The 20,932-nt window shown below is 60.7% G+C and carries 17 protein-coding genes; 10 read left to right on the forward strand and 7 right to left on the reverse strand.

The features are described from left to right. Nucleotides 1–107: 107 nt before the first annotated feature. Nucleotides 108–2,087, reverse strand: a complete 1,980-nt coding sequence (gene mnmC / locus ACM6IT_RS05075; RefSeq protein ID WP_414914933.1) for a bifunctional tRNA (5-methylaminomethyl-2-thiouridine)(34)-methyltransferase MnmD/FAD-dependent 5-carboxymethylaminomethyl-2-thiouridine(34) oxidoreductase MnmC — start codon at nucleotides 2,085–2,087, stop codon at nucleotides 108–110. Between the two features lie 153 nt (nucleotides 2,088–2,240). Between mnmC and pap the strand changes: the two genes are divergently transcribed. The 3 genes from pap (at nucleotide 2,241) to ACM6IT_RS05090 (ending at nucleotide 6,296) form a co-directional block, all read left to right on the forward strand. Then, nucleotides 2,241–3,761, forward strand: coding sequence for a polyphosphate:AMP phosphotransferase (pap, locus tag ACM6IT_RS05080; RefSeq protein WP_056727179.1), 1,521 nt, complete (start codon nucleotides 2,241–2,243; stop codon nucleotides 3,759–3,761). Nucleotides 3,762–3,863: 102 nt separating this feature from the next. After that, entirely contained in the window at nucleotides 3,864–5,048 is a 1,185-nt protein-coding gene (locus ACM6IT_RS05085; protein WP_056727178.1) for a thiolase family protein, read from the forward strand. Nucleotides 5,049–5,342: 294 nt separating this feature from the next. Further along, a complete protein-coding gene (locus tag ACM6IT_RS05090) occupies nucleotides 5,343–6,296 on the forward strand; it encodes a DMT family transporter (RefSeq protein WP_409078916.1) in 954 nt (317 codons plus the stop codon). Nucleotides 6,297–6,393: 97 nt separating this feature from the next. On the opposite strand, the gene ACM6IT_RS05095 is transcribed toward ACM6IT_RS05090, so the two are convergent. Then, nucleotides 6,394–7,788, reverse strand: a complete 1,395-nt coding sequence (locus ACM6IT_RS05095; RefSeq protein WP_223541101.1) for a class II fumarate hydratase — start codon at nucleotides 7,786–7,788, stop codon at nucleotides 6,394–6,396. Between the two features lie 191 nt (nucleotides 7,789–7,979). Here ACM6IT_RS05095 and ACM6IT_RS05100 point away from each other — a divergent pair, with 191 nt between their 5' ends. The 7 genes from ACM6IT_RS05100 (at nucleotide 7,980) to ACM6IT_RS05130 (ending at nucleotide 15,863) form a co-directional block, all read left to right on the forward strand. Next, nucleotides 7,980–8,504 carry a DUF2059 domain-containing protein gene (locus ACM6IT_RS05100; protein ID WP_046042584.1) on the forward strand — a complete coding sequence of 175 codons (525 nt, stop codon included), beginning with the start codon at nucleotides 7,980–7,982 and terminating at the stop codon, nucleotides 8,502–8,504. A 12-nt stretch (nucleotides 8,505–8,516) separates the two neighbouring features. After that, a complete protein-coding gene (locus tag ACM6IT_RS05105) occupies nucleotides 8,517–8,816 on the forward strand; it encodes a BolA family protein (RefSeq protein WP_056727175.1) in 300 nt (99 codons plus the stop codon). A 171-nt stretch (nucleotides 8,817–8,987) separates the two neighbouring features. After that, on the forward strand, nucleotides 8,988–9,929 hold the full coding sequence (locus tag ACM6IT_RS05110; protein ID WP_409078915.1) for a rhodanese-related sulfurtransferase: 942 nt from the start codon (nucleotides 8,988–8,990) through the stop codon (nucleotides 9,927–9,929). A 3-nt stretch (nucleotides 9,930–9,932) separates the two neighbouring features. After that, entirely contained in the window at nucleotides 9,933–10,568 is a 636-nt protein-coding gene (locus ACM6IT_RS05115) for a DsbA family protein (protein ID WP_056727173.1), read from the forward strand. Further along, on the forward strand, nucleotides 10,561–12,378 hold the full coding sequence (locus tag ACM6IT_RS05120; protein WP_414917634.1) for an ABC transporter ATP-binding protein: 1,818 nt from the start codon (nucleotides 10,561–10,563) through the stop codon (nucleotides 12,376–12,378). Before ACM6IT_RS05115 ends, ACM6IT_RS05120 begins: the two co-directional genes overlap by 8 nt. A gap of 187 nt (nucleotides 12,379–12,565) precedes the next feature. Beyond that, nucleotides 12,566–15,025 carry an EAL domain-containing protein gene (locus ACM6IT_RS05125; RefSeq protein WP_414917660.1) on the forward strand — a complete coding sequence of 820 codons (2,460 nt, stop codon included), beginning with the start codon at nucleotides 12,566–12,568 and terminating at the stop codon, nucleotides 15,023–15,025. Nucleotides 15,026–15,101: 76 nt separating this feature from the next. Then, entirely contained in the window at nucleotides 15,102–15,863 is a 762-nt protein-coding gene (locus ACM6IT_RS05130) for an iron-containing redox enzyme family protein (RefSeq protein ID WP_263291613.1), read from the forward strand. Nucleotides 15,864–15,942: 79 nt separating this feature from the next. Here ACM6IT_RS05130 and ACM6IT_RS05135 read toward each other — a convergent pair whose 3' ends face one another. The 5 genes from ACM6IT_RS05135 to ACM6IT_RS05155 all read right to left on the reverse strand — a co-directional run bounded on the left by ACM6IT_RS05135 (nucleotide 15,943) and on the right by ACM6IT_RS05155 (nucleotide 20,866). Beyond that, nucleotides 15,943–16,869, reverse strand: a complete 927-nt coding sequence (locus ACM6IT_RS05135) for a GGDEF domain-containing protein (RefSeq protein WP_414917635.1) — start codon at nucleotides 16,867–16,869, stop codon at nucleotides 15,943–15,945. Between the two features lie 377 nt (nucleotides 16,870–17,246). Then, nucleotides 17,247–17,987, reverse strand: coding sequence for a YciK family oxidoreductase (locus ACM6IT_RS05140; protein WP_007999919.1), 741 nt, complete (start codon nucleotides 17,985–17,987; stop codon nucleotides 17,247–17,249). Nucleotides 17,988–18,099: 112 nt separating this feature from the next. Then, the gene (gene mupP / locus ACM6IT_RS05145) at nucleotides 18,100–18,771 is read right to left on the reverse strand and encodes an N-acetylmuramic acid 6-phosphate phosphatase MupP (RefSeq protein ID WP_056727168.1); all 672 of its coding nucleotides are present in this window, start codon (nucleotides 18,769–18,771) and stop codon (nucleotides 18,100–18,102) included. A 4-nt stretch (nucleotides 18,772–18,775) separates the two neighbouring features. Further along, a complete protein-coding gene (gene ubiG / locus ACM6IT_RS05150) occupies nucleotides 18,776–19,474 on the reverse strand; it encodes a bifunctional 2-polyprenyl-6-hydroxyphenol methylase/3-demethylubiquinol 3-O-methyltransferase UbiG (protein WP_033055822.1) in 699 nt (232 codons plus the stop codon). A 57-nt stretch (nucleotides 19,475–19,531) separates the two neighbouring features. After that, the gene (locus ACM6IT_RS05155) at nucleotides 19,532–20,866 is read right to left on the reverse strand and encodes a TRZ/ATZ family hydrolase (protein ID WP_414914938.1); all 1,335 of its coding nucleotides are present in this window, start codon (nucleotides 20,864–20,866) and stop codon (nucleotides 19,532–19,534) included. Nucleotides 20,867–20,932: the final 66 nt, after the last annotated feature.

The following is a 20,932-nucleotide window of genomic DNA, read 5'->3' on the forward strand; positions in this document are numbered from 1 at the left end:
TCAGAAAGTGACCCTCATCGGTAAGGGGAGTTTTAGATCGATGAGTTATATGCGCGACTGGCCACGGCCGAATCGCCCGGTGAGGGCGACTTCGGCTGCTGTATCGACTACTTGCCCCGGATCAGGCGCCGCAGGGCAAACCGGTTGGGGTGACAGGCTTCAGCCACACTTCTGGGCAACGGCAGGGGTTCGTTGTCCAGCCAGGCTGCCAGCAGTTCTGCGGACAGCGGCGCGGTGATCAGGCCGCGCGAGCCGTGACCGCTGTTGATGTACAAACCGTCAAGCCATGGGCATTCGACGTCCGGTACCTGCCGGGCGTCCTTGCTTAGTGCTGCATACACCTGAGTGAACACCTGGGTATCGGCCAGCGGGCCGACGATTGGCAAGTAGTCGGGGCTGGTGCAGCGAAAGGCAGCGCGACCCTGGAGACTTTCAGGCGCAAGTTTATCGGCCTGTAGACGCTCGACCAGGTCGTGGGAAATCTCTTCGAGCATGGCCAGGTTGCCCAGGTGTTCTGCCGTGGTCGGCGTCAGGTCATCGCTCTTGAAATCGAAACTGGCTCCCAGGGTATGTTCGCCCAAGCGGGCAGGGGCGACATAGCCTTCGGCACATACCACGGTGCTCAGTGCCTGGCTTTGCGGGGTTTGCGCCAGGCGGGTGATTTGCCCGCGAATGCGTTTGAGCGGCAACTCGGCGCTTTCGGGGAAACGCTGGATTTCAGCCGCGCCGGCGAGTACCACCACGGGGGCGTCGGCAAGCAATCGATCGCCGTCCCAGGCTTGCCAACGGCCTTCAACCTTGCGCAGTTCCAGCGCATCGTGATGGGTGAGCAGTTGAATCTGTGGATGCGCAGCCTGCCACTGGCACAGCGCCGGTGGGTGGACCCAGCCGCCTTCGGGATAGAACAGGCCTCCCTGTGCCAGCCCGATACCGGCCACGGCCTGTGCCTCGGTTTGATCCAGCAGGTGCAACAAGTCCGCCGCAAACGCCGCGGCCAACTGCGCCTGACGCTCGGCCTCCTTGGCATTGAAGGCCAGTTGCAACACGCCGCAATCGTCCCAGTCGCGGCCCCGTTGCAAGTGTTCGAGCAGGCGTCGGGTGTAGCCGAATCCGCTGACGATCATTTGCGACAGCGCCGTGCCGTGGGCGGATAACTTCAGGTAGAGCACGCCCTGCGGGTTACCCGAGGCTTCCCGGGCGATGTCGTCGTGGCGCTCCAGCACTGTCACTTGCCAGCCCCGCGCGGCGAGGCTGGCGGCGCTGGCACAACCGGCCAGGCCGGCACCGATCACCAGTGCCTGGCGCTCGCCGGTCAGCGGAGTTGGGCGGGCGAACCAGGGTTTATCCAGGGCCGGAGCCGGCGTTTCCTGGGGCCAGCCGAGGAACTCGCCGCGCAGGATCTCCCATTTGTGGCCGATGCCAGGGGTGCGTTTCATCTTGAAGCCGGCGGCGTTGAGCAGGCGCCGCACCCAGCCGGTGCTGGTGAAAGTGCTGATGGATGCACCGGGAGCGGCCAGGCGAGCCAGTTCGGCAAACAGTTCGGCGGTCCACATGTCGGGGTTTTTCGCCGGGGCGAAACCGTCGAGGAACCAGGCGTCGATTCGGGCATCGAGTTGCGGCAGTTGCTCCAGTGCATCGCCGATCAGCAGCGTCAGGGTCACGCGGCCGTGGTCCAGCGTCAGGCGCTGAAAGCCCTGATGGATGGCCACGTATTGCTCCAGCAGTTGATCGGCAAACACCTTGAGTTCCGGCCACAGCGCCAGGGCCCGCTGCAAGTCGGCCGGGCTCAGCGGGTACTTCTCGACGCTGACAAAATGCAACCGCGCACCGGCCGCGGCGTGTTGCTCGAACACCTGCCAGGCGCACAGGAAATTCAGCCCGGTGCCGAACCCCGTTTCCCCGATGACCAGCCGCCCGCCTTCGGGCAAGGCCGCAAAGCGCTCCGCCAAACGGTTCTGTTCGATAAAGACGTAGCGGGTTTCGTCCAGCCCCGACTGGTCGGAGAAATACACATCGTCGAACACTCGCGAATACGGGCGACCTTGGTCGTCCCAGTCGAGTTGGGCGTGGGGCAATACAGGTTTCATGGCTGGCTCGGCAACGGCAAGGCCGCCATTCTAGCCGATCGCAGGCGTGGTGCTTGATCCGTGGCAAGACATGCATTGGCCGAGGACGGGAAAATCCCTGCTGGCCTTCAGTTCAATCCGCTAGTCTTGCTCACATCTGGAAGGGAGCCGCTCATGTTTGAATCCGCCGAAATCGATCACGCCATCGACAAAGAAACCTACGACGCCGAAATCCCGGCCCTGCGCGAAGCGTTGCTCGAAGCGCAATTCGAATTGCAGCAGCAACGCCGCTTTCCGGTGATCATTTTGATCAATGGCATCGAAGGTGCCGGCAAGGGTGAGACGATCAAGGTGCTCAACGAGTGGATGGACCCGCGCCTGATCGAGGTCCGCACCTTCGATCAGCAAACCGACGAAGAACTGGCGCGGCCCCCGGCCTGGCGGTACTGGCGGATGCTCCCGGCCAAGGGGCGCATGGGGATTTTCTTCGGCAACTGGTACAGCCAGATGCTGCAGGGGCGGGTCCATGGCGAGTTCAAGGATCCGCGCCTGGACCAGGCGATCAACGGCGCCGAGCGCCTGGAAAAGATGCTTTGCGACGAAGGTGCGCTGATCTTCAAGTTCTGGTTTCACCTCTCCAAGAAGCAAATGAAGGCACGCCTCAAGGCGCTGGCCGACGATCCGCTGCACAGCTGGCGCATCAGCCCGCTGGATTGGCAGCAGTCGCAAACGTACGACAGGTTCGTGAAGTATGGTGAACGGGCGCTGCGCCGCACCAGCCGTGACTATGCACCCTGGCATGTGATCGCCGGAGCGGATGCCCACTATCGCAGCCTGGCCGTGGGACGGATTCTGCTGGCGGGCCTGCAAGGCGCATTGAAGCGACCGAAGATCCATCCGGAAAAGGTCAGCGCCGCGCCAGTGTTCCCCAGTGTCGATCAAGTGAACCTGATCGACAGCCTGGATCTGACCCTGCAGTTGGACAAAGAAGATTATGAAGAACAGCTGATCACCGAGCAGGCGCGGTTTTCCGGGTTGATGCGTGACAAACGCATGCGTCGCCACGCGTTGGTGGCAGTGTTCGAGGGCAATGACGCGGCCGGCAAGGGCGGGGCGATCCGCCGGGTAGCGGCAGCGCTTGATCCGCGCCAGTACAGCATCGTGCCGATTGCCGCGCCCACCGAGGAAGAACGGGCGCAACCGTATCTGTGGCGTTTCTGGCGGCACCTGCCGGCCCGGGGCAAGTTCACCGTGTTCGACCGCTCATGGTATGGCCGGGTGTTGGTGGAGCGCATCGAAGGTTTTTGCAGCCCGGCGGACTGGCTGCGTGCCTACGGTGAAATCAACGATTTCGAAGAGCAGCTCACCGACGCCGGTGTGATCGTGGTCAAGTTCTGGCTGTCCATCGACAAACTGACGCAACTGGAGCGCTTCGAGGCGCGCGAAAAGATTCCCTTCAAGCGCTTCAAGATCACTGAAGATGACTGGCGCAACCGTGAAAAGTGGGACGATTATCGCGGGGCGGTCGGCGACATGGTCGACCGTACCAGCACCGAGATTGCGCCATGGACCCTGGTGGAAGCCAACGACAAGCGCTGGGCACGGGTCAAGGTGCTGCGCACCATCAACCGGGCGCTGGAGCAGGCTTTCGAAAAAACCGACCGGCATGAACGCAAGCGCAAGGACAAGGATTGAGGCCATGGTTACGCATACGCGAGGTGAATGATCGTCGCGGTCGGTGAAGGGCTGGACTTATGCTCGATCCACTCCAAACCGATAACAACAATGAGGTATGCCATGCGTGAAGTGGTGATCGTCGACAGCGTGCGGACCGGCCTGGCCAAATCCTTTCGCGGTAAATTCAACATGACCCGCCCGGACGACATGGCGGCACACTGTGTCGATGCGCTGTTGGCGCGCACCGGAATCGATCCGGCGAGCGTCGAGGACTGCATCGTCGGCGCCGGCTCCAACGAAGGCGCCCAGGGTTTCAATATCGGTCGCAACGTCGCGGTGCTCTCGCGCCTGGGCATCGGCACGGCCGGCATGACCCTCAACCGGTTCTGTTCCTCGGGCTTGCAGGCGATCGCCATTGCCGCCAACCAGATCGCTTCGGGGTGCAGCGACATCATCGTCGCCGGTGGCGTCGAGTCCATCAGCCTGACCATGAAAAGCGTCAACACCGACAACCTGATCAACCCGCTGCTCAAGGAACAGGTGCCGGGCATCTACTTCCCGATGGGCCAGACTGCTGAAATCGTCGCGCGTCGGTACAACGTCAGCCGTCAAGAGCAGGACCTATACGCGCTGCAAAGCCAGCAGCGCACCGCAGAGGCTCAGGCCGCCGGGCTGTTCACTGATGAAATCGTGCCGATGGCGGTGAAGTATCGCGTCGAAGACAAGGCCACCGGTCAGGCACAGATCCTCGACGGCATCGTCGACCGCGATGACTGCAACCGCCCGGACACCACCCTGGAAAGCCTGGCCGGATTGAAACCGGTGTTCGCCGAAGATGGCTCGGTCACGGCGGGCAACTCTTCGCAGTTGTCTGACGGCGCGTCCATGACCCTGGTGATGAGCCTGGAGAAAGCGCTGGAACTGGGGCTCAAGCCGAAAGCGTTCTTCCGTGGTTTTACCGTCGCCGGTTGCGCGCCGGACGAAATGGGCATCGGCCCGGTGTTCTCGGTACCGAAACTGCTCAAGGCCAAAGGCTTGCGGATTGACGACATCGACCTGTGGGAACTCAACGAAGCGTTCGCCTCGCAATGCCTGTACAGCCGCAACCGCCTGGAAATCGACAACGCCCGGTACAACGTCAACGGCGGTTCGATTTCCATCGGTCACCCGTTCGGCATGACCGGTTCGCGTCAGGTCGGGCATCTGGTTCGTGAATTGCAGCGACGCAATTTGCGGTATGGCATCGTCACCATGTGCGTGGGTGGCGGGATGGGGGCGACCGGGCTGTTTGAAGCAGTGCGTTAATTTTCATTGTTTTGTGTGACTTCTCAGATCGCATTCGTCGGAACGCCGCCCGGAGCAAGCCCGCTCCCACATTCAACCGTATATACCTTGAGTACTCGGTCAAATGTGGGAGCGGCGGTGCGACGATTCGACTTGCTCGCGAATGCAGACGACGCGGTTTACCGGCTCATCCATAGCCCCCTCAAAGATTACGACCCGCACAGTTTCATTCGCGGCCAGACTGAAACTGTCCCTGTGTACGCCACCGCTGCGAGCCTAGAATGACGACTCTTGTCAGTTGGCGTTGGGGTTCACATGCACATTTCATCGGGTCGCTGGGGTTACGGTCTGTTCCTGGCCTTGTTGACCGCGTTGTTGTGGGGAATCCTGCCGATCAAGCTCAAGCAAGTCTTGCTGGTGATGGACCCGGTGACGGTGACCTGGTTTCGCCTGCTGGTGTCCGGCGGCTGCCTGTTCATTTACCTGGCGGCCACCAGGCGCCTTCCCTCTCGCAAAGTGCTCGGTCCTCGTGGTGGCTGGCTGGTGCTGATGGCGGTGCTCGGCCTGGTCGGTAACTATGTGCTGTATCTGATGGGCCTGAACCTGCTCAGCCCCGGCACGGCGCAACTGGTGGTGCAGATGGGCCCGATCATGCTGCTGATCGCCAGTCTGTTTGTGTTCAAGGAGCGTTTCAGCCTGGGGCAGGGGATTGGCTTGCTGGTGCTGCTGATCGGCTTTGCGCTGTTTTTCAACCAGCGCTTGAGTGAGTTGCTCACGTCGCTGACCGACTACACCGCCGGCGTGCTGCTGGTGCTGCTGGCGTCCACGGTCTGGACCTTCTATGCCCTGGGGCAGAAGCAATTGCTGACGGTGTGGAATTCGCTGCAGGTGATGATGGTGATCTACCTGTTCTGCGCGGCGCTGTTGACGCCATGGGTGCATCCGCTCGAAGCGTTGCAATTGAACCCCTTGCAGGGTTGGTTGCTGCTGGCCTGCTGTCTCAATACCCTGATTGCCTATGGCGCGTTTGCCGAGGCCCTGGCCCATTGGGAAGCCTCTCGGGTCAGCGCGACGTTGGCCATAACGCCGTTGGTGACCTTTGCCGCGGTTGCCATGGCGGCGTGGCTGTGGCCCGACTATGTGCATGCCGAGACCATCAATGGCCTGGGATATGGCGGTGCGGTGCTGGTGGTGCTGGGGTCGGCGCTGGTGGCGTTGGGGCCTTCGTTGATTGCCGGGCTGAAGGCGCGGAAGGTGCGGATGGCCTGAAGATCAAAAGATCGCAGCCTGCGGCAGCTCCTACAGGGATAGGCATTTACATGTAGGAGCTGCCGCAGGCTGCGATCTTTTCGCTTCACTGCAAATCTCAGCCCTTGGCCCCAGCCTCCAGCATGTTCTCCGGCCTCACCCACGCATCGAACTCTTCGTCAGTCAGATACCCGAGCTGCAGCGCCGCCTCGCGCAAGGTCAGGCCTTCGCTGTAGGCCTTCTTGGCGATCTCCGCTGATTTGTCATAGCCAATGTGCGGGTTGAGCGCCGTCACCAGCATCAGGCCACGCTCCAGGTGTTCAGCCATTTTTTCCGCATCCGGCTCCAGACCGGCCACGCAGTGCTGCTGGAAGTTGCTGCAGCCATCAGCCAGCAAACGGATCGATTGCAGCAGGTTATGGATGATCACCGGTTTGAACACGTTGAGCTGCAAGTGGCCCTGACTGGCGGCAAAGCCGATGGCGACGTCGTTGCCCAACACCTGGCAGGCCAACATCGACAGCGCTTCACACTGGGTCGGGTTGACCTTGCCCGGCATGATCGAACTACCCGGTTCATTGGCCGGCAGCCTGACTTCGGCGAAGCCGGCGCGCGGGCCGGAACCCAGAAGGCGCAAATCGTTGGCGATTTTCATCAGCGTCACGGCGAGGGTTTTCAGCGCGCCGGACAGCGTGGTCAGCGGCTCATGGCCGGCCAGCGCGGCAAACTTGTTCGGTGCCGTGATGAACGGCAATCCGGAGAGGGCGGCCAATTCCGCGGCGATGGCCTCACCGAAGCCGTGGGGTGAATTGAGCCCGGTGCCGACGGCCGTTCCGCCCTGGGCCAGCTCGCAGACCGCGGGCAGTGCGCTGCGGATCGCCCGCTCGGCGTAATGGAGTTGGGCAATGAAGGCCGATATTTCCTGTCCGAAGCTGATCGGTGTCGCATCCATCATGTGCGTACGGCCGGTCTTGACCAGTTTCATGTGGCGGGCGGCCAGCTCGGCCAGCCCGCCGGACAGTTCGCTGATCGCCGGCAGCAAGTGCTGTTGCACCGCCTGGACGGCGGCGATGTGCATGGCGGTGGGGAAGCAGTCGTTGGAGCTCTGGGAGCGATTGACGTGATCGTTGGGGTGCACCGGGGACTTGCCGCCACGGGGGTTGCCGGCCAGCTCGTTGGCGCGACCGGCGATCACTTCGTTGACGTTCATGTTGCTCTGGGTACCGCTGCCTGTTTGCCAGACCACCAGCGGAAACTGGTCGTCGTGTTCGCCGGCGAGCACTTCGTCGGCCGCCTGCTCGATCAGGCGGGCAATATCGGCGGGCACGTCGCCGTTGCGATCATTGACCCGTGCCGCGGCTTTCTTGATCAGCGCCAAGGCATGCAACACGGCCAGCGGCATGCGTTCGTTGCCGATGGCGAAGTTGATCAGCGAGCGTTGTGTCTGAGCGCCCCAATAGGCTTCATCCGGGACTTCAACCTGGCCGAGGCTGTCGGTTTCGATACGGCTCATCTTGCTCACTCCTGTAGGTCCGATTGCGCAGTTTAGGCCGTGATCGACGGCCGTGGTTCCATCAGTCTGAATTTGACCATTGAACCCCTCTAAATCAGGTGCGACAAGGCTTGGGGTTGAGCGACACACTTTTTTAGGCGCAGAATGGACGCCCTTGGGGTCTTACCTCGCCAGCTAGAAAAGGAAACTCGATGACTCGTCTTCGTGCCATCTGTACCGCCGTTGCTTTGGTCTGCGCCAGCGGCCAGGTTTTTGCCGACACCGCCAGCCATAACGCCAGTGCCGAGGCTTTCCTGACCATGGCGCACGCTGACAAACTGGGCACCCCGGTGTACATGCAAGTACAGCAGATGTTTGCCCAGCGTTTCGAACAGACCAAAGCCCCTGAGTCGAAAAAGGCCGTGCTGGAAACCTACCAGGCCAAGGCCAACGCCGCTCTGGACCAGGCCATTGGCTGGAACAAGCTGAAGCCGGACATGGTCAAGCTCTACACCACCAACTTCACCGAATCCGAGCTCAAGGACCTGGTTGCGTTCTACCAGTCGCCACTGGGCAAGAAAGTCCTGGAAAAAATGCCTCAGCTGACCCAGCAATCGGCCCAGATGACCCAGGCCAAGCTGGAAAGCGCGGTGCCGGTGGTCAACAAGCTGCTGGCTGACATGACCGCCGAGCTGACGCCGAAAGACGCAGCCGCGCCAGCCAAGAAAAAGCCTTAAGCGGAGTCCGGTATGACCATGCAACAACGCATCGAATCGACGCTGGGCCTGCTTCAGCCCGAGCATCTGCAAGTGCTGGATGAAAGCCACATGCACAGCCGTGGGCTGCAAACCCATTTCAAGGCCGTGGTGGTCAGTACGCAGTTCGAAGGCCTGAACCGGGTCAAGCGTCACCAGAAGGTCTACGGCACGCTCGGCGAGCTGATGGGAGAGTTCCATGCGTTGGCGCTGCATACCTACACGCCAGAGGAATGGGCCCGGATCGACGCGGCTCCGGCCTCGCCGACCTGTGCCGGTGGCAGCAAGCATTAAGCTCAAAAGATCGCAGCCTGCGGCAGCTCCTACAGGAATACGCATTCCCATGTAGGAGCTGCCGCAGGCTGCGATCTTTTTTGTTAGAATGCCCAACGCGCCGCTAACCCGGCGCGTTTTTTTTCGCATCCGGTTCACCCCTTACGAGGGTAGCCACCTGGAGATTTACCCATGACACAACAGATTGTCGTGGCGGCACTGTATAAGTTCGTCACCCTGGAAGATTACGTCGCCTTGCGCGAGCCCCTGCTGCAAGCGATGGTCGACAATGGCATCAAAGGCACCCTGCTGATTGCCGAAGAAGGCATCAACGGCACCGTGTCCGGCAGCCGCGAAGGCATTGACGGGCTGATGGCCTGGCTCAAGAACGACCCGCGCATGGACGACATCGACCATAAAGAGTCGTACTGCGATGAGCAGCCGTTCTACCGCACCAAAGTCAAACTCAAGAAAGAAATCGTCACCCTCGGCGTGGAAGGCGTGGACCCGAACAAAAAGGTCGGCACCTACGTCGATCCGCGGGACTGGAACGCCCTGATCAGCGACCCGGAAGTGTTGTTGATCGACACCCGAAACGATTACGAAGTCTCGATCGGTACCTTCGAAGGCGCCATTGACCCGAAAACCACCAGTTTTCGCGAATTTCCCGACTACATCAAAGCTAACTTCGACCCGGCCGTACACAAGAAGGTCGCAATGTTCTGTACCGGAGGCATCCGCTGCGAGAAGGCGTCGAGCTACATGCTCAGCGAGGGCTACGGTGAGGTTTTTCACCTCAAGGGTGGCATCCTGAAGTACCTCGAAGAGGTGCCGCAGGAAGAAACCAAGTGGCAGGGCGACTGCTTCGTGTTCGACAACCGCGTGACCGTTCGTCACGACCTGAGCGAAGGCGACTACGATCAATGTCATGCCTGCCGCACGCCGGTGAGCGTGGAAGACCGCGCGTCCGAGCATTACGTGGCCGGCATCAGTTGCCCGCATTGCTGGGATAAGCTGAGTGAGAAGACCCGTCGCAGCGCGATCGACCGGCAGAAGCAGATCGAACTGGCCAAGGCTCGTAACCAGCCTCACCCGATCGGCTTCAACTACAAGCAAGCATCCTCCGAGGCCTGAACCATGTCTGCGCGCCTGCTCTATGTGATGGACCCGATGTGTTCCTGGTGCTGGGGGTTTGCCCCGGTGGCCAACGCACTGGTCGAGCAGGCGCAAGCCGCGGGTGTGGATGTGCATCTGATCGTGGGTGGTTTGCGCACCGGTAGCGGTGCGGCGCTGGAGCCGACCACCCGCCGCTACATCCTGGAACACTGGCAGGCGGTCACCGAGGCCACCGGCCAGCCCTTCAAGTTCGAGGGCGCGTTACCCGATGGCTTTGTCTACGACACCGAGCCTGCCTGCCGGGCACTGGTGACGGCGCGCGCACTGGCGCCGGATTGCGCCTGGAAGCTGCTCGGGCTGATCCAGCATGCGTTTTATGTCGAAGGCCGGGACGTCACCCGCGCCAGCGTGCTGGTGGAACTGGCCGAGCAGGCCGGCGTGCCGCGTATCGAGTTCGCCGCCGCTTTCGACCGTGCCGACATGCACACGGCGACTGAAGCCGATTTCACCTGGGTCCAGGACCTGGGCATTGCCGGTTTCCCCACTCTGTTGGCCGAGCGTAACGGCCAACTGGCGTTATTGACCAATGGCTATCAGCCGTTGAGCGAGTTGTCCGCGCTGCTCGGCCGCTGGCTGGAGCGTGCTGCCTGTGCATGACCTGCCTGATGATGTCGCACCCGCTAAACGTGTCGACCGTCTGAGCTGGGCGGAAATCCGCCGCCTGGCCCTGCATCACAAGAAATCCCTGTGGATCGCCAACGGCGTGGCCGTGCTGGCGACCTTGTGCAGCGTGCCGATCCCCTTGCTCCTGCCGTTGCTGGTGGACGAGGTGTTGCTGGGGCATGGTGATGCCGCGCTGAAGATCATGAACCATGTGCTGCCCGAAGGCTGGCAGAAGGCCGCGGGTTACATCGGGCTGATGCTGGTGGTGACTTTGACCCTGCGTTGCTCGGCGTTGCTGTTCAACGTGGTGCAGGCGAAATTATTCGCCGGGCTGGCCAAGGACATCGTCTATCGCATTCGCATACGCCTGATCGAGCGTCTCAAGCGTATCTCCCTGGGCGAGTACGAAAGCCTGGGCAGCGGCACGGTGACCACGCATCTGGTCACCGACCTGGATACGCTGGACAAATTCGTCGGCGAAACCCTCAGCCGTTTCCTCGTGGCCATGCTGACCCTGGTCGGCACGGCGGGCATTCTGATGTGGATGCACTGGAAACTGGCATTGCTGATTCTGCTGTTCAACCCGCTGGTGATCTACGCCACGGTGCAGTTGGGCAAGCGGGTCAAGCACCTGAAGAAACTCGAGAACGACAGCACTTCGCGCTTTACCCAGGCACTGACCGAAACGCTGGATGCCATCCAGGAAGTTCGCGCCGGCAACCGCCAGGGGTTTTTCCTCGGTCGCCTGGGGCAACGCGCCCGGGACGTGCGTGACTATGCGGTGAATTCGCAATGGAAAACCGATGCGTCGAACCGTGCCAGCGGTTTGCTGTTCCAGTTCGGCATCGATATTTTCCGGGCTGCGGCGATGCTCACCGTGCTGTTTTCCGACCTTTCAATCGGCCAGATGCTCGCGGTGTTCAGCTACCTGTGGTTCATGATCGGTCCGGTTGAGCAACTGCTGAACCTGCAATATGCCTACTACGCTGCCGGCGGTGCGCTGTCGCGGATCAACGAACTGCTGTCCCGGGCCGATGAGCCCGAATACCCGGGCGGCGTCGACCCTTTCGCCGGTCGCGAGACGGTCGGGCTTGAAGTACAAGGGTTGAGCTTCGGTTACGGTGATGAACTGGTCCTGAACCAGATGAACCTGTCTATCGCCCCCGGCGAAAAGGTCGCGATCGTCGGCGCCAGTGGCGGTGGCAAGAGCACGCTGGTGCAGCAGCTGCTGGGCTTGTACACGCCGTTGGCCGGAACCATTCGCTTCGGCGGTTCGACCCAGCAGGAGATCGGCCTGGAAACGGTGCGGGAAAATGTTGCCGTGGTCCTGCAACATCCAGCGCTGTTCAACGACACCATCCGGGCCAACCTGACCATGGGCCGCGAACGCAGTGACGAGGCCTGCTGGCAGGCACTGGAAATCGCCCAATTGCACGGCACCGTCCGGGATTTGCCCAATGGCCTGGACAGTATCGTCGGGCGTTCCGGGGTGCGGTTGTCCGGCGGGCAACGTCAACGCCTGGCCATCGCCCGGATGGTACTGGCCGAACCCAAGGTGGTGATCCTCGACGAAGCCACCTCCGCGCTGGACGCCGCCACCGAATACAATCTGCACCAGGCACTGGCGCGTTTCCTGAGCAACCGCACCACGTTGATCATCGCCCATCGTCTTTCGGCGGTAAAACAGGCTGACCGTGTGCTGGTGTTCGACGGCGGGCAAGTTGCCGAAGACGGCGACCACCAGCAACTGATCGCCGAGGGTGGGCTGTACGCCAAGCTGTATGGGCATTTGCAGCGGTTGTAGGAGATGGCATCAAAGTTGCAGGGCGCTAATTCAATACTATAAAAAAACATCATCGCGAGCGGATTCAGTGGCCGCGATACGCCCTCCGGGCAAAGCTTGTCGCTTGCCGGGATCGGAATCGCAACCTAGTCTAGCTAAGGCGATTTCGTCCGGAAGACGAACAAGCAGTGCTAATGCAAGGGACCTCATGAATCAAACGCGGACTCTCGGAACGCCACGGTTGTTGGGCATCGTCTGGCCATTTATCGCCGTTGTGGTGTTTCAAGCCTTGCTGGGCGGCGTTAGCCTTTATGTGCTGTCGGCGGTCCGCGGCTATGTTGCCGGCGAAAGCCTCTGGTCCAAAGGCCAGAAAGACGCCATTTATTATCTCAACCTCTATGCCGACAGCGGCGACGAAGCGATTTTTCATAAATACCAGAACGCCATTTCCGTGCCTCAGGGCGGGCATGAATTACGCGTGGCGCTCGATCATCGGCCGCCGAACATCGAGGCGGCACGTGTGGCGATCCTCAAGGGCGGCAACCATCCGGATGACATCTCCAGTGTGATCTGGCTGTACCTGAATTTCCGGCACTTCAGTTACCACGAGAAAGCCATCGACCTTTGGAGGGTGGGCGACGGGTATCTGGTGCAGCTCGATGCCATTGCGCGGGAGATGCATCAGCGCATCACCACCAGGCAGGCCACCGATGCCGATATCAAGCGCTGGAAGGATCAGATATTCGTCATCAATGAAAGTGTGACACCGGCGGCGAAGGCCTTCAGCGATGCCTTGGGCGAAGGCTCGCGGATGATCCTGCGACTGTTGCTGGTGACCAACCTCGCCACAGCCCTGGGCTTGATTGCATTGGCCTTGATGCGCACCCATAAGCTGCTCAAGCAGCGCCATGCCTTTGCCGATGCGCTGCAGGTGGAGAAAGAACGGGCGCAGATCACCTTGCAATCGATAGGCGACGGAGTGATCACCACGGATGTTTCCGGTGCGATCGCCTACATGAACCCGGCGGCCGAGGCGTTGACCCACTGGAAGGCCGAGCAGGCGACGGGGTTGCCTCTGGCGGCGCTGTTCAACCTGTTGGACGAAAATGCCCAGACCGATGGCTTTACCCTGATCGAGCATATTCTGAGCGGCCAACTCAGTGGTGGCAGTGAACACTCCAAACTGATTCAACGCCTGGACGGCAGCACGGTGTCCGTCACGCTGGTGGGCGCGCCGATCCGCAATGCCGGCAAAGTCAGCGGGACGGTGCTGGTGCTGCATGATATGACCCAGGAGCGGCAATACATCGCCAATCTGTCGTGGCAGGCGACCCATGATGCCTTGACCGGTCTTGCCAACCGTCGGGAGTTCGAATATCGCCTGGAGCAGGCGCTGCACAACCTGACCCGATACGCGGGTCGCCATGCCCTGATGTTCCTCGATCTGGACCAGTTCAAGCTGGTCAACGATACCTGCGGCCACGCGGCGGGCGACGAACTGTTGCGGCACATCTGCGCGCTGTTGCAATCCGGGCTGCGCGAAGGCGATACCCTGGCGCGCCTTGGCGGCGACGAGTTTGGCATCCTGCTGGAAAACTGCGCACCGGAAGCGGCGGAGAAAATTGCCGAAAGCCTGCGCCAGACTGTGCAGAACCTGCATTTTGTCTGGAAGGGCCGGCCTTTCGTGACCACGGTCAGTATCGGGCTGGTCCATGTCGCGCAGAATCCGACGACGCTCGAAGCCTCGCTGCGTGCTGCCGATATGGCGTGCTACATGGCCAAGGAAAAGGGGCGCAACCGGGTCCAGGTCTATCATCCGGATGACTCGGAGTTGTCCCTGCGCTTCGGTGAAATGGCCTGGGTGCAGCGTTTGCACATGGCGCTGGAGGAAGACCGCTTCTGTCTGTACGCCCAGGAAATTGCCCCCTTGGGCCATGTCGAGCAGGGTAGCGGGCACATTGAAATTCTACTGCGATTGCATGATGAAGCCGGGCGGATGATCTTGCCTGACAGCTTCATTCCGGCTGCCGAGCGTTATGGCCTGATGAGCTCGCTGGATCGTTGGGTGGTGCAGAACGTGTTCAAGATCATTGCCCAATGCCGGGCCGAGCAAGGCCCCGGGCCGCTGGCCATGTGTGCGATAAATCTGTCAGGCACGACGATCGGGGATGAGGCCTTCCTGGACTTCTTGCGCGAACAGTTTGTGACGTATTCGATTCCGCCTGAAATGATTTGTTTTGAAATTACTGAAACCAGTGCTATTTCAAATCTTGGCAGCGCCATTCGATTCATTAATGAACTCAAAGGCTTAGGCTGCCATTTTTCCCTGGACGATTTTTGTGCCGGAATGTCCTCGTTCGCGTACCTGAAACATTTGCCTGTAGACTTCCTGAAGATCGACGGGAGTTTCGTAAAGGATATGCTGGACGACCCGATTAACCGCGCCATGGTCGAAGTGATCAATCACATTGGCCATGTGATGGGTAAGCGTACGATTGCCGAGTTTGTCGAAACGCCCCAGATCGAGCAGGCATTGCTGGAGATCGGGGTAGATTACGCTCAAGGGTATGTGATTGAACGCCCGCAGTTGTTTACCTGCGACAGCTTGTTGAGTCGCCCTGCCAGGCCTCAGCCGCTGCTGTTCAAGGCGCCAGGCACGTTCCGTTGAAACTCCTGCCGGTCTTACAATCACAATCAAAAGGAGCTCGACAGTGATCGATACATTCAACCGAACCGGACCGCTCATGGAAGCTGCAAGTTACCCTGCCTGGGCCCAGCGCCTGATCCAGGATTGCAGCGAGAGCAAGCGCCGGGTTGTCGAACACGAACTGTACCAACGCATGCGAGACAACAAACTCAGTGCGAAGACCATGCGCCAGTACCTGATCGGAGGCTGGCCGGTGGTCGAACAGTTCGCGTTGTATATGGCACAAAACCTGACCAAGACCCGCTTTGCCCGTCATCCCGGCGAAGACATGGCCCGTCGCTGGCTGATGCGCAACATCCGCGTCGAACTGAACCACGCCGATTACTGGGTGCACTGGAGTCGCGCGCACGGTGTCAGCCTGGAAGAGTTGCAGGCCCAGCAGGTTCCCCCCGAGCTTCACGCCCTTAGCCATTGGTGCTGGCACACCAGTTCCGCCGACTCGCTGATCGTCGCGATTGCCGCCACCAACTACGCCATCGAAGGGGCGACCGGGGAATGGTCGGCGGTCGTGTGTTCCAACGGTATCTACGCCGCCTCGTTCCCCGAGGAAGATCGCAAGCGGGCGATGAAGTGGCTGAAGATGCATGCCCAGTACGACGATGCCCATCCATGGGAAGCCCTGGAGATCATCTGCACATTGGCGGGCAGCAACCCGAGCAAATCCCTGCAAGTGGAGTTACGCCAGGCTGTTTGCAAGAGCTACGACTATATGTACCTGTTCCTCGAACGTTGCATGCAAATCGAACATGCAGAGCGGGCACCGGTCGTGCGTGAGCGGATGGCGCTGGCCGAAAGCTGATCCAGCTATTACGCAATAAAACTGTGGGAGCGGCGGTGCGACCGCCGCTCCCACATTGGTTTGTGTCGTGGCTGAACAATCAGCCCGCCATCTCCAGCCGGTTACGACCTTCGCGCTTGGCCACATACAACGCGCTGTCTGCCCGTCGCAACAGGCTTTCGGCAGACTCGCCGGGCAACAGGGTCGAACAGCCGAGGCTGACCGTCAGCAGGATCCTGTGACCATTGGCCAGGTACTCTTCAGACTGCACTGCAAACCGCAGCCGCTCACCGACCATGGCCGCGGCCTCGCGACAGGTATTCGACAGCAGGATCAGGAATTCCTCGCCGCCATAGCGGAACACCATGTCCACGTTGCGCAGCTGGTTTTTGATCGAGGCAGCGACCGCCTTGAGCACGTCATCGCCAGTGCTGTGGCCGTGGGTGTCATTGACCAGCTTGAAATGATCAATGTCCAGCATCAGCACCGACAATGGTTGCAGATGGCGCCGGGACAGTTCGATTTCCCTTTGCAGCGTCTGGTCCATGGCGATGCGGTTACCGGCGCCCGTCAGTGGGTCGCGCAGTGCACTTTGGGTGGCGGTGCGGTACAGCAGCGCGTTGCGCATCGGGAAAAGCAGCGCGGCCAGCAGTGATTCGAGATGGCCCTGTTCCAGTTCGCTGAAACGCTGATTGCGACGAAAGATCAGCTCACCCAGGTGTTCGCCTTTGTGGCTGAGGCTGTAGCTGATGGAGTGGTGGCCGCGCTGGCCGAACTCCAGGCGCAGGTCACTGCTCTTGTGCAGGTAGCACAAGGCGTCCAACGGTACCAATCGCTGAATCTCGCGATAGAAAGTCCCAAGAATGCGTTGCGGCTCCAGACTGGTTTGCAACTGCAGGCTCAACTGCTGGCGCAATTGCGCAAGACTGACAGGTCTTTCCAGAAGGGGCGGCTGCTGACCAAAGCCCAGGCGTTGCAATTTGGCGCTATCGAAGTCAATTGCGTTGGTCTGGGAAGGTGGTTTCATAAGGCGTGCGCCCCTAAGCAGTAAGGCTGTCTTACAAGCAGGGTGAGAGCGGCTTAGGGCTGCGCGTCGTACTGGTCCGTCAGTCCCGTAGGACATTTCGTACAAGTTTAATCCGCTTTGTAGAAGATGAGTAATCTCTGCGCTCAAGCTTCACCCCCGTTTGCTTTCACGTTACGTGTCTGAGCAAACTTAGAGCGAAAGTCGTGCCATTCGGTTCATCCGAATAAAATCTGTTGTGAATCAATCGGTTGTTGTTCGTCTTCTACCTGTACGGCACAGCGTGTGACGTTTGTTTGACAGGTGCCTGGCTCTAATCCGAGAGCCTTCGAGTGCCGCGACAGGAAGCTGGCGCGGCACCAGAAAGCGACGTACGGTCGTTACTGGGCGTTGAACGCCTGGCCATTGATGCCGGTGCTGTCCGGGCCCATCAGGTAGAGGTAGACCGGCATGATCTCCTCCGGCGTCGGGTTGTTCAGTGGGTTTTCACCCGGGTAGGCCTGGGCGCGCATGCTGGTGCGGGTGGCGCCCGGGTTGATGCTGTTGGAACGTACAGGGGCCACGGTATCGACTTCGTCAGCCAGTGTTTGCATCAGGCCTTCAGTGGCGAACTTGGAGACACCGTAAGCGCCCCAGTACGCACGTCCTTTGCGGCCGACGCTGCTGGAGGTGAACACCACCGAGGCATCCTGCGACAGCTTGAGCAGCGGCAGCAGTGTGCTGGTGAGCATGAACATGGCATTGACGTTGACTTGCATGACCCGCATGAAGTTTTCGCCGGAAAGCTGCTCGATCGGCGTGCGCGGGCCGATGATCGAAGCATTGTGCAGCAGGCCGTCGAGATGCCCGAATTCGCTTTCGATCATCGCTGCCAGCTCATCGTATTGATGGGGCAGGGCGGTTTCGAGGTTGAACGGGATCACCGCCGGTTGTGGATGGCCGGCGGCTTCGATTTCGTCGTAGACCTGGGTCAGGTTGGCTTCGGTCTTGCCCAGCAGCAGCACGGTTGCGCCGTGGGCCGCATAGGTTTTTGCCGCTGCTGCGCCGATGCCGCGCCCTGCGCCGGTGACCAGAATGACCCGATCCTTGAGCAGTTCGGGGCGGGCGGAATAATCAAACATAAAAAAACCTCAATCCATTACAAAGCTGGAAAAGATCGCAGCCTGCGGCAGCTCCTACGTCGATCGCGGTCCCCTGTAGGAGCTGCCGCAGGCTGCGATCTCTTGACTTTAATCAGCAGCTGCAAAGCGCGCTATCAAGCACCTTGCGCAACTCCAGTGGATGATCGACCACCACGTCAGCACCCCAATGCCGCGGATTATCATCCGGGTGGATATAGCCGAAGGTCACGGCCGCAGTCTTGGTGCCAGCATCACGGCCCGACTCGATGTCGCGCAGGTCATCGCCGACGAACAGCACGCTGGCCGGGTCCAGGTCGAGCATCTTGCAGGCCAGGATCAGCGGTTCCGGGTCCGGTTTGCTGTTCTTCACATGATCCGGGCAGATCAGCAGCGCCGAGCGTTCAGCCAGCCCCAGCTGTTGCATGATCGGCTCGGCGAAGCGCAGCGGCTTGTTGGTGACCACGCCCCAGATCAGGTTGGCCTTCTCGATGTCCGCCAGCAGCTCGCCCATGCCGTCGAACAGCTTGCTGTGGACGGCACAACCGACGAGGTAGCGCTCCAGGAACTCCAGGCGCAGTTCCTCGAACCCCGGCGATTCCGGGTCCATGGCGAAGGTCACCGCGACCATCGCCTTGGCTCCGCCGGAAATCTCGTCGCGAATGTGCTTGTCGTTCATCGGTGGCAAGCCACGGTCGGCACGCATCGCCTGGCAGATCGCAATGAAGTCTGGCGCGGTGTCGAGCAGGGTGCCGTCCATGTCGAAAAGAACTGCTCTGATTGGCATCGGCTTATTCCTCGCGCAGGGTCTGGATCATGTAGTTGACGTCCACGTCGGAGGCCAGTTTGTAGTGCTTGGTCAGCGGGTTGTAGGTCAGGCCGATGATGTCCTTGACGGTCAGGCCGGCCATGCGGCTCCAGGCGCCAAGTTCGGAAGGACGGATGAATTTCTTGAAGTCGTGGGTGCCGCGCGGCAGCAGCTTCATGATGTATTCAGCGCCGACGATGGCGAACAGGTACGCCTTCGGGTTGCGGTTGATGGTCGAGAAGAACACCTGGCCGCCGGGCTTGACCATGCGGAAGCAGGCACGGATGACCGACGATGGGTCTGGTACGTGCTCAAGCATTTCCAGACAGGTGACCACGTCGAACTGCTCGGGCATTTCCTCGGCCAGGGCTTCGGCGGTGATCTGCCGGTATTCGACGCTCACGCCCGACTCCAGCTGATGCAGTTGGGCAACCGCCAGCGGCGCTTCGCCCATGTCGATGCCCATCACGGTCGCGCCGCGCTGAGCCATGGCTTCGCTGAGGATGCCGCCGCCGCAACCGACGTCGAGGACCTTCTTGCCGGCCAGGTTGACCCGCTCGTCAATCCAGTTGACCCGCAGCGGGTTGATGTCGTGCAGCGGTTTGAATTCGCTTTCGCGGTCCCACCAGCGATGGGCCAGGGCTTCGAATTTGGCGATTTCGGCGTAGTCGACGTTGCTCATGGTCTAGTCCTCTAAATCTTGAAAAATCCTGTTGCCCCGGGTTGTGCTCCAGGGTGCTTACGATTCGGTGCTGCCGCTGATGCGCTGGCCCCAGGCCTTCGCGATCGTGCTTAGCTGTTGTTCATCCAGGCGTGTCAGGCGACGGTCGTCGAGCAACTGTTTGCCGGCAACCCAAAGGTGTTTCACGCAGTCCCGGCCGGTGGCGTATATAAGTTGCGAAACCGGGTCGTAGACTGGCTGCTGGGCCAGGCCCGAGAGATCGAATGCCACCATGTCCGCCGCCTTGCCGATTTCCAGCGAGCCGGTTTCGGCCTCGATACCCAGTGCCCGGGCCCCGTTGAGGGTGGCCATGCGCAAGGCACGATGGGCATCCAGCGCGGTGGCCGAGCCGGCGACAGCCTTGGCCAGCAAGGCCGCGGTGCGGGTTTCGCCGAGCAGGTCCAGGTCGTTGTTGCTGGCCGCGCCATCGGTGCCGACCGCGACATTGACCCCGGCCTGCCACAGACGCTCGACCGGGCAGAACCCGCTGGCCAGCTTCAGGTTCGATTCCGGGCAATGAATCACATTGCTGTTGCTTTCTACCAGCAGCGCCAGGTCTTCTTCGCTGATCTGGGTCATGTGAACCGCCTGGAAGCGCGGCCCCAGCAAGCCCAGGCGCGCCAGTCGGGCGAGTGGTCGTTCACCGCGCTGCTCGACCGATTGCTGCACTTCGAATGCTGTTTCATGTACGTGCATGTGAATCGAGGCGTCCAGTTCTTCGGCGATCACCCGGATTTTTTCCAGGTTTTCGTCGCCCACGGTGTAGGGTGCATGGGGGCCGAAGGTGACTTTGATGCGCTCGTGGTGCTTGAGGTCGCCAAACAGTTCAACGCCCTGACGAATGGCTTCGTCCGCCGTAGCGGCGCCCGGAATGGGGAAGTCGAGGATCGGAATCGCGATCTGCGCGCGAATGCCGCTGTTGTGCACGCGCTCGCTGGCAACCTTCGGGAAGAAGTACATGTCAGAGAAACAGGTGATGCCACCTTTGATTTGCTCGGCGATGGCCAGATCGGTGCCGTCGCGCACGAAGTCCTCGTCGACCCACTTGGCTTCGGCGGGCCAGATGTGGTTTTCAAGCCAGGTCATCAATGGCAGGTCATCGGCCAGGCCACGGAACAGCGTCATCGCTGCATGCCCGTGAGCGTTGATCAGGCCGGGGCTGAGGAGCATGTCGGGCAATTCGCGGGTTTCGATTGCGTTAAGCTTCAGCGCAGCGGAACGTGGGCCGATAAACACGATGCGTCCATCACGGATGCCCACGCCATGTTCCTTGAGGACAACACCAGCGGGTTCGACGGGTACCAGCCAGGTCGGCAGCAATAACAGGTCGAGCGCAGCGGCAGTGTTCGGCATCGAGGGTCGGTTCCAGTGCTTTTGTATAGGATGGCGAAGTATACCCGAGCGTCTTCGCGGGGGGAT

The sequence above is a fragment of the Pseudomonas sp. IT-P4 genome, from assembly GCF_949767755.1.
GTDB classification, from domain to species: domain Bacteria; phylum Pseudomonadota; class Gammaproteobacteria; order Pseudomonadales; family Pseudomonadaceae; genus Aquipseudomonas; species Aquipseudomonas monachiensis.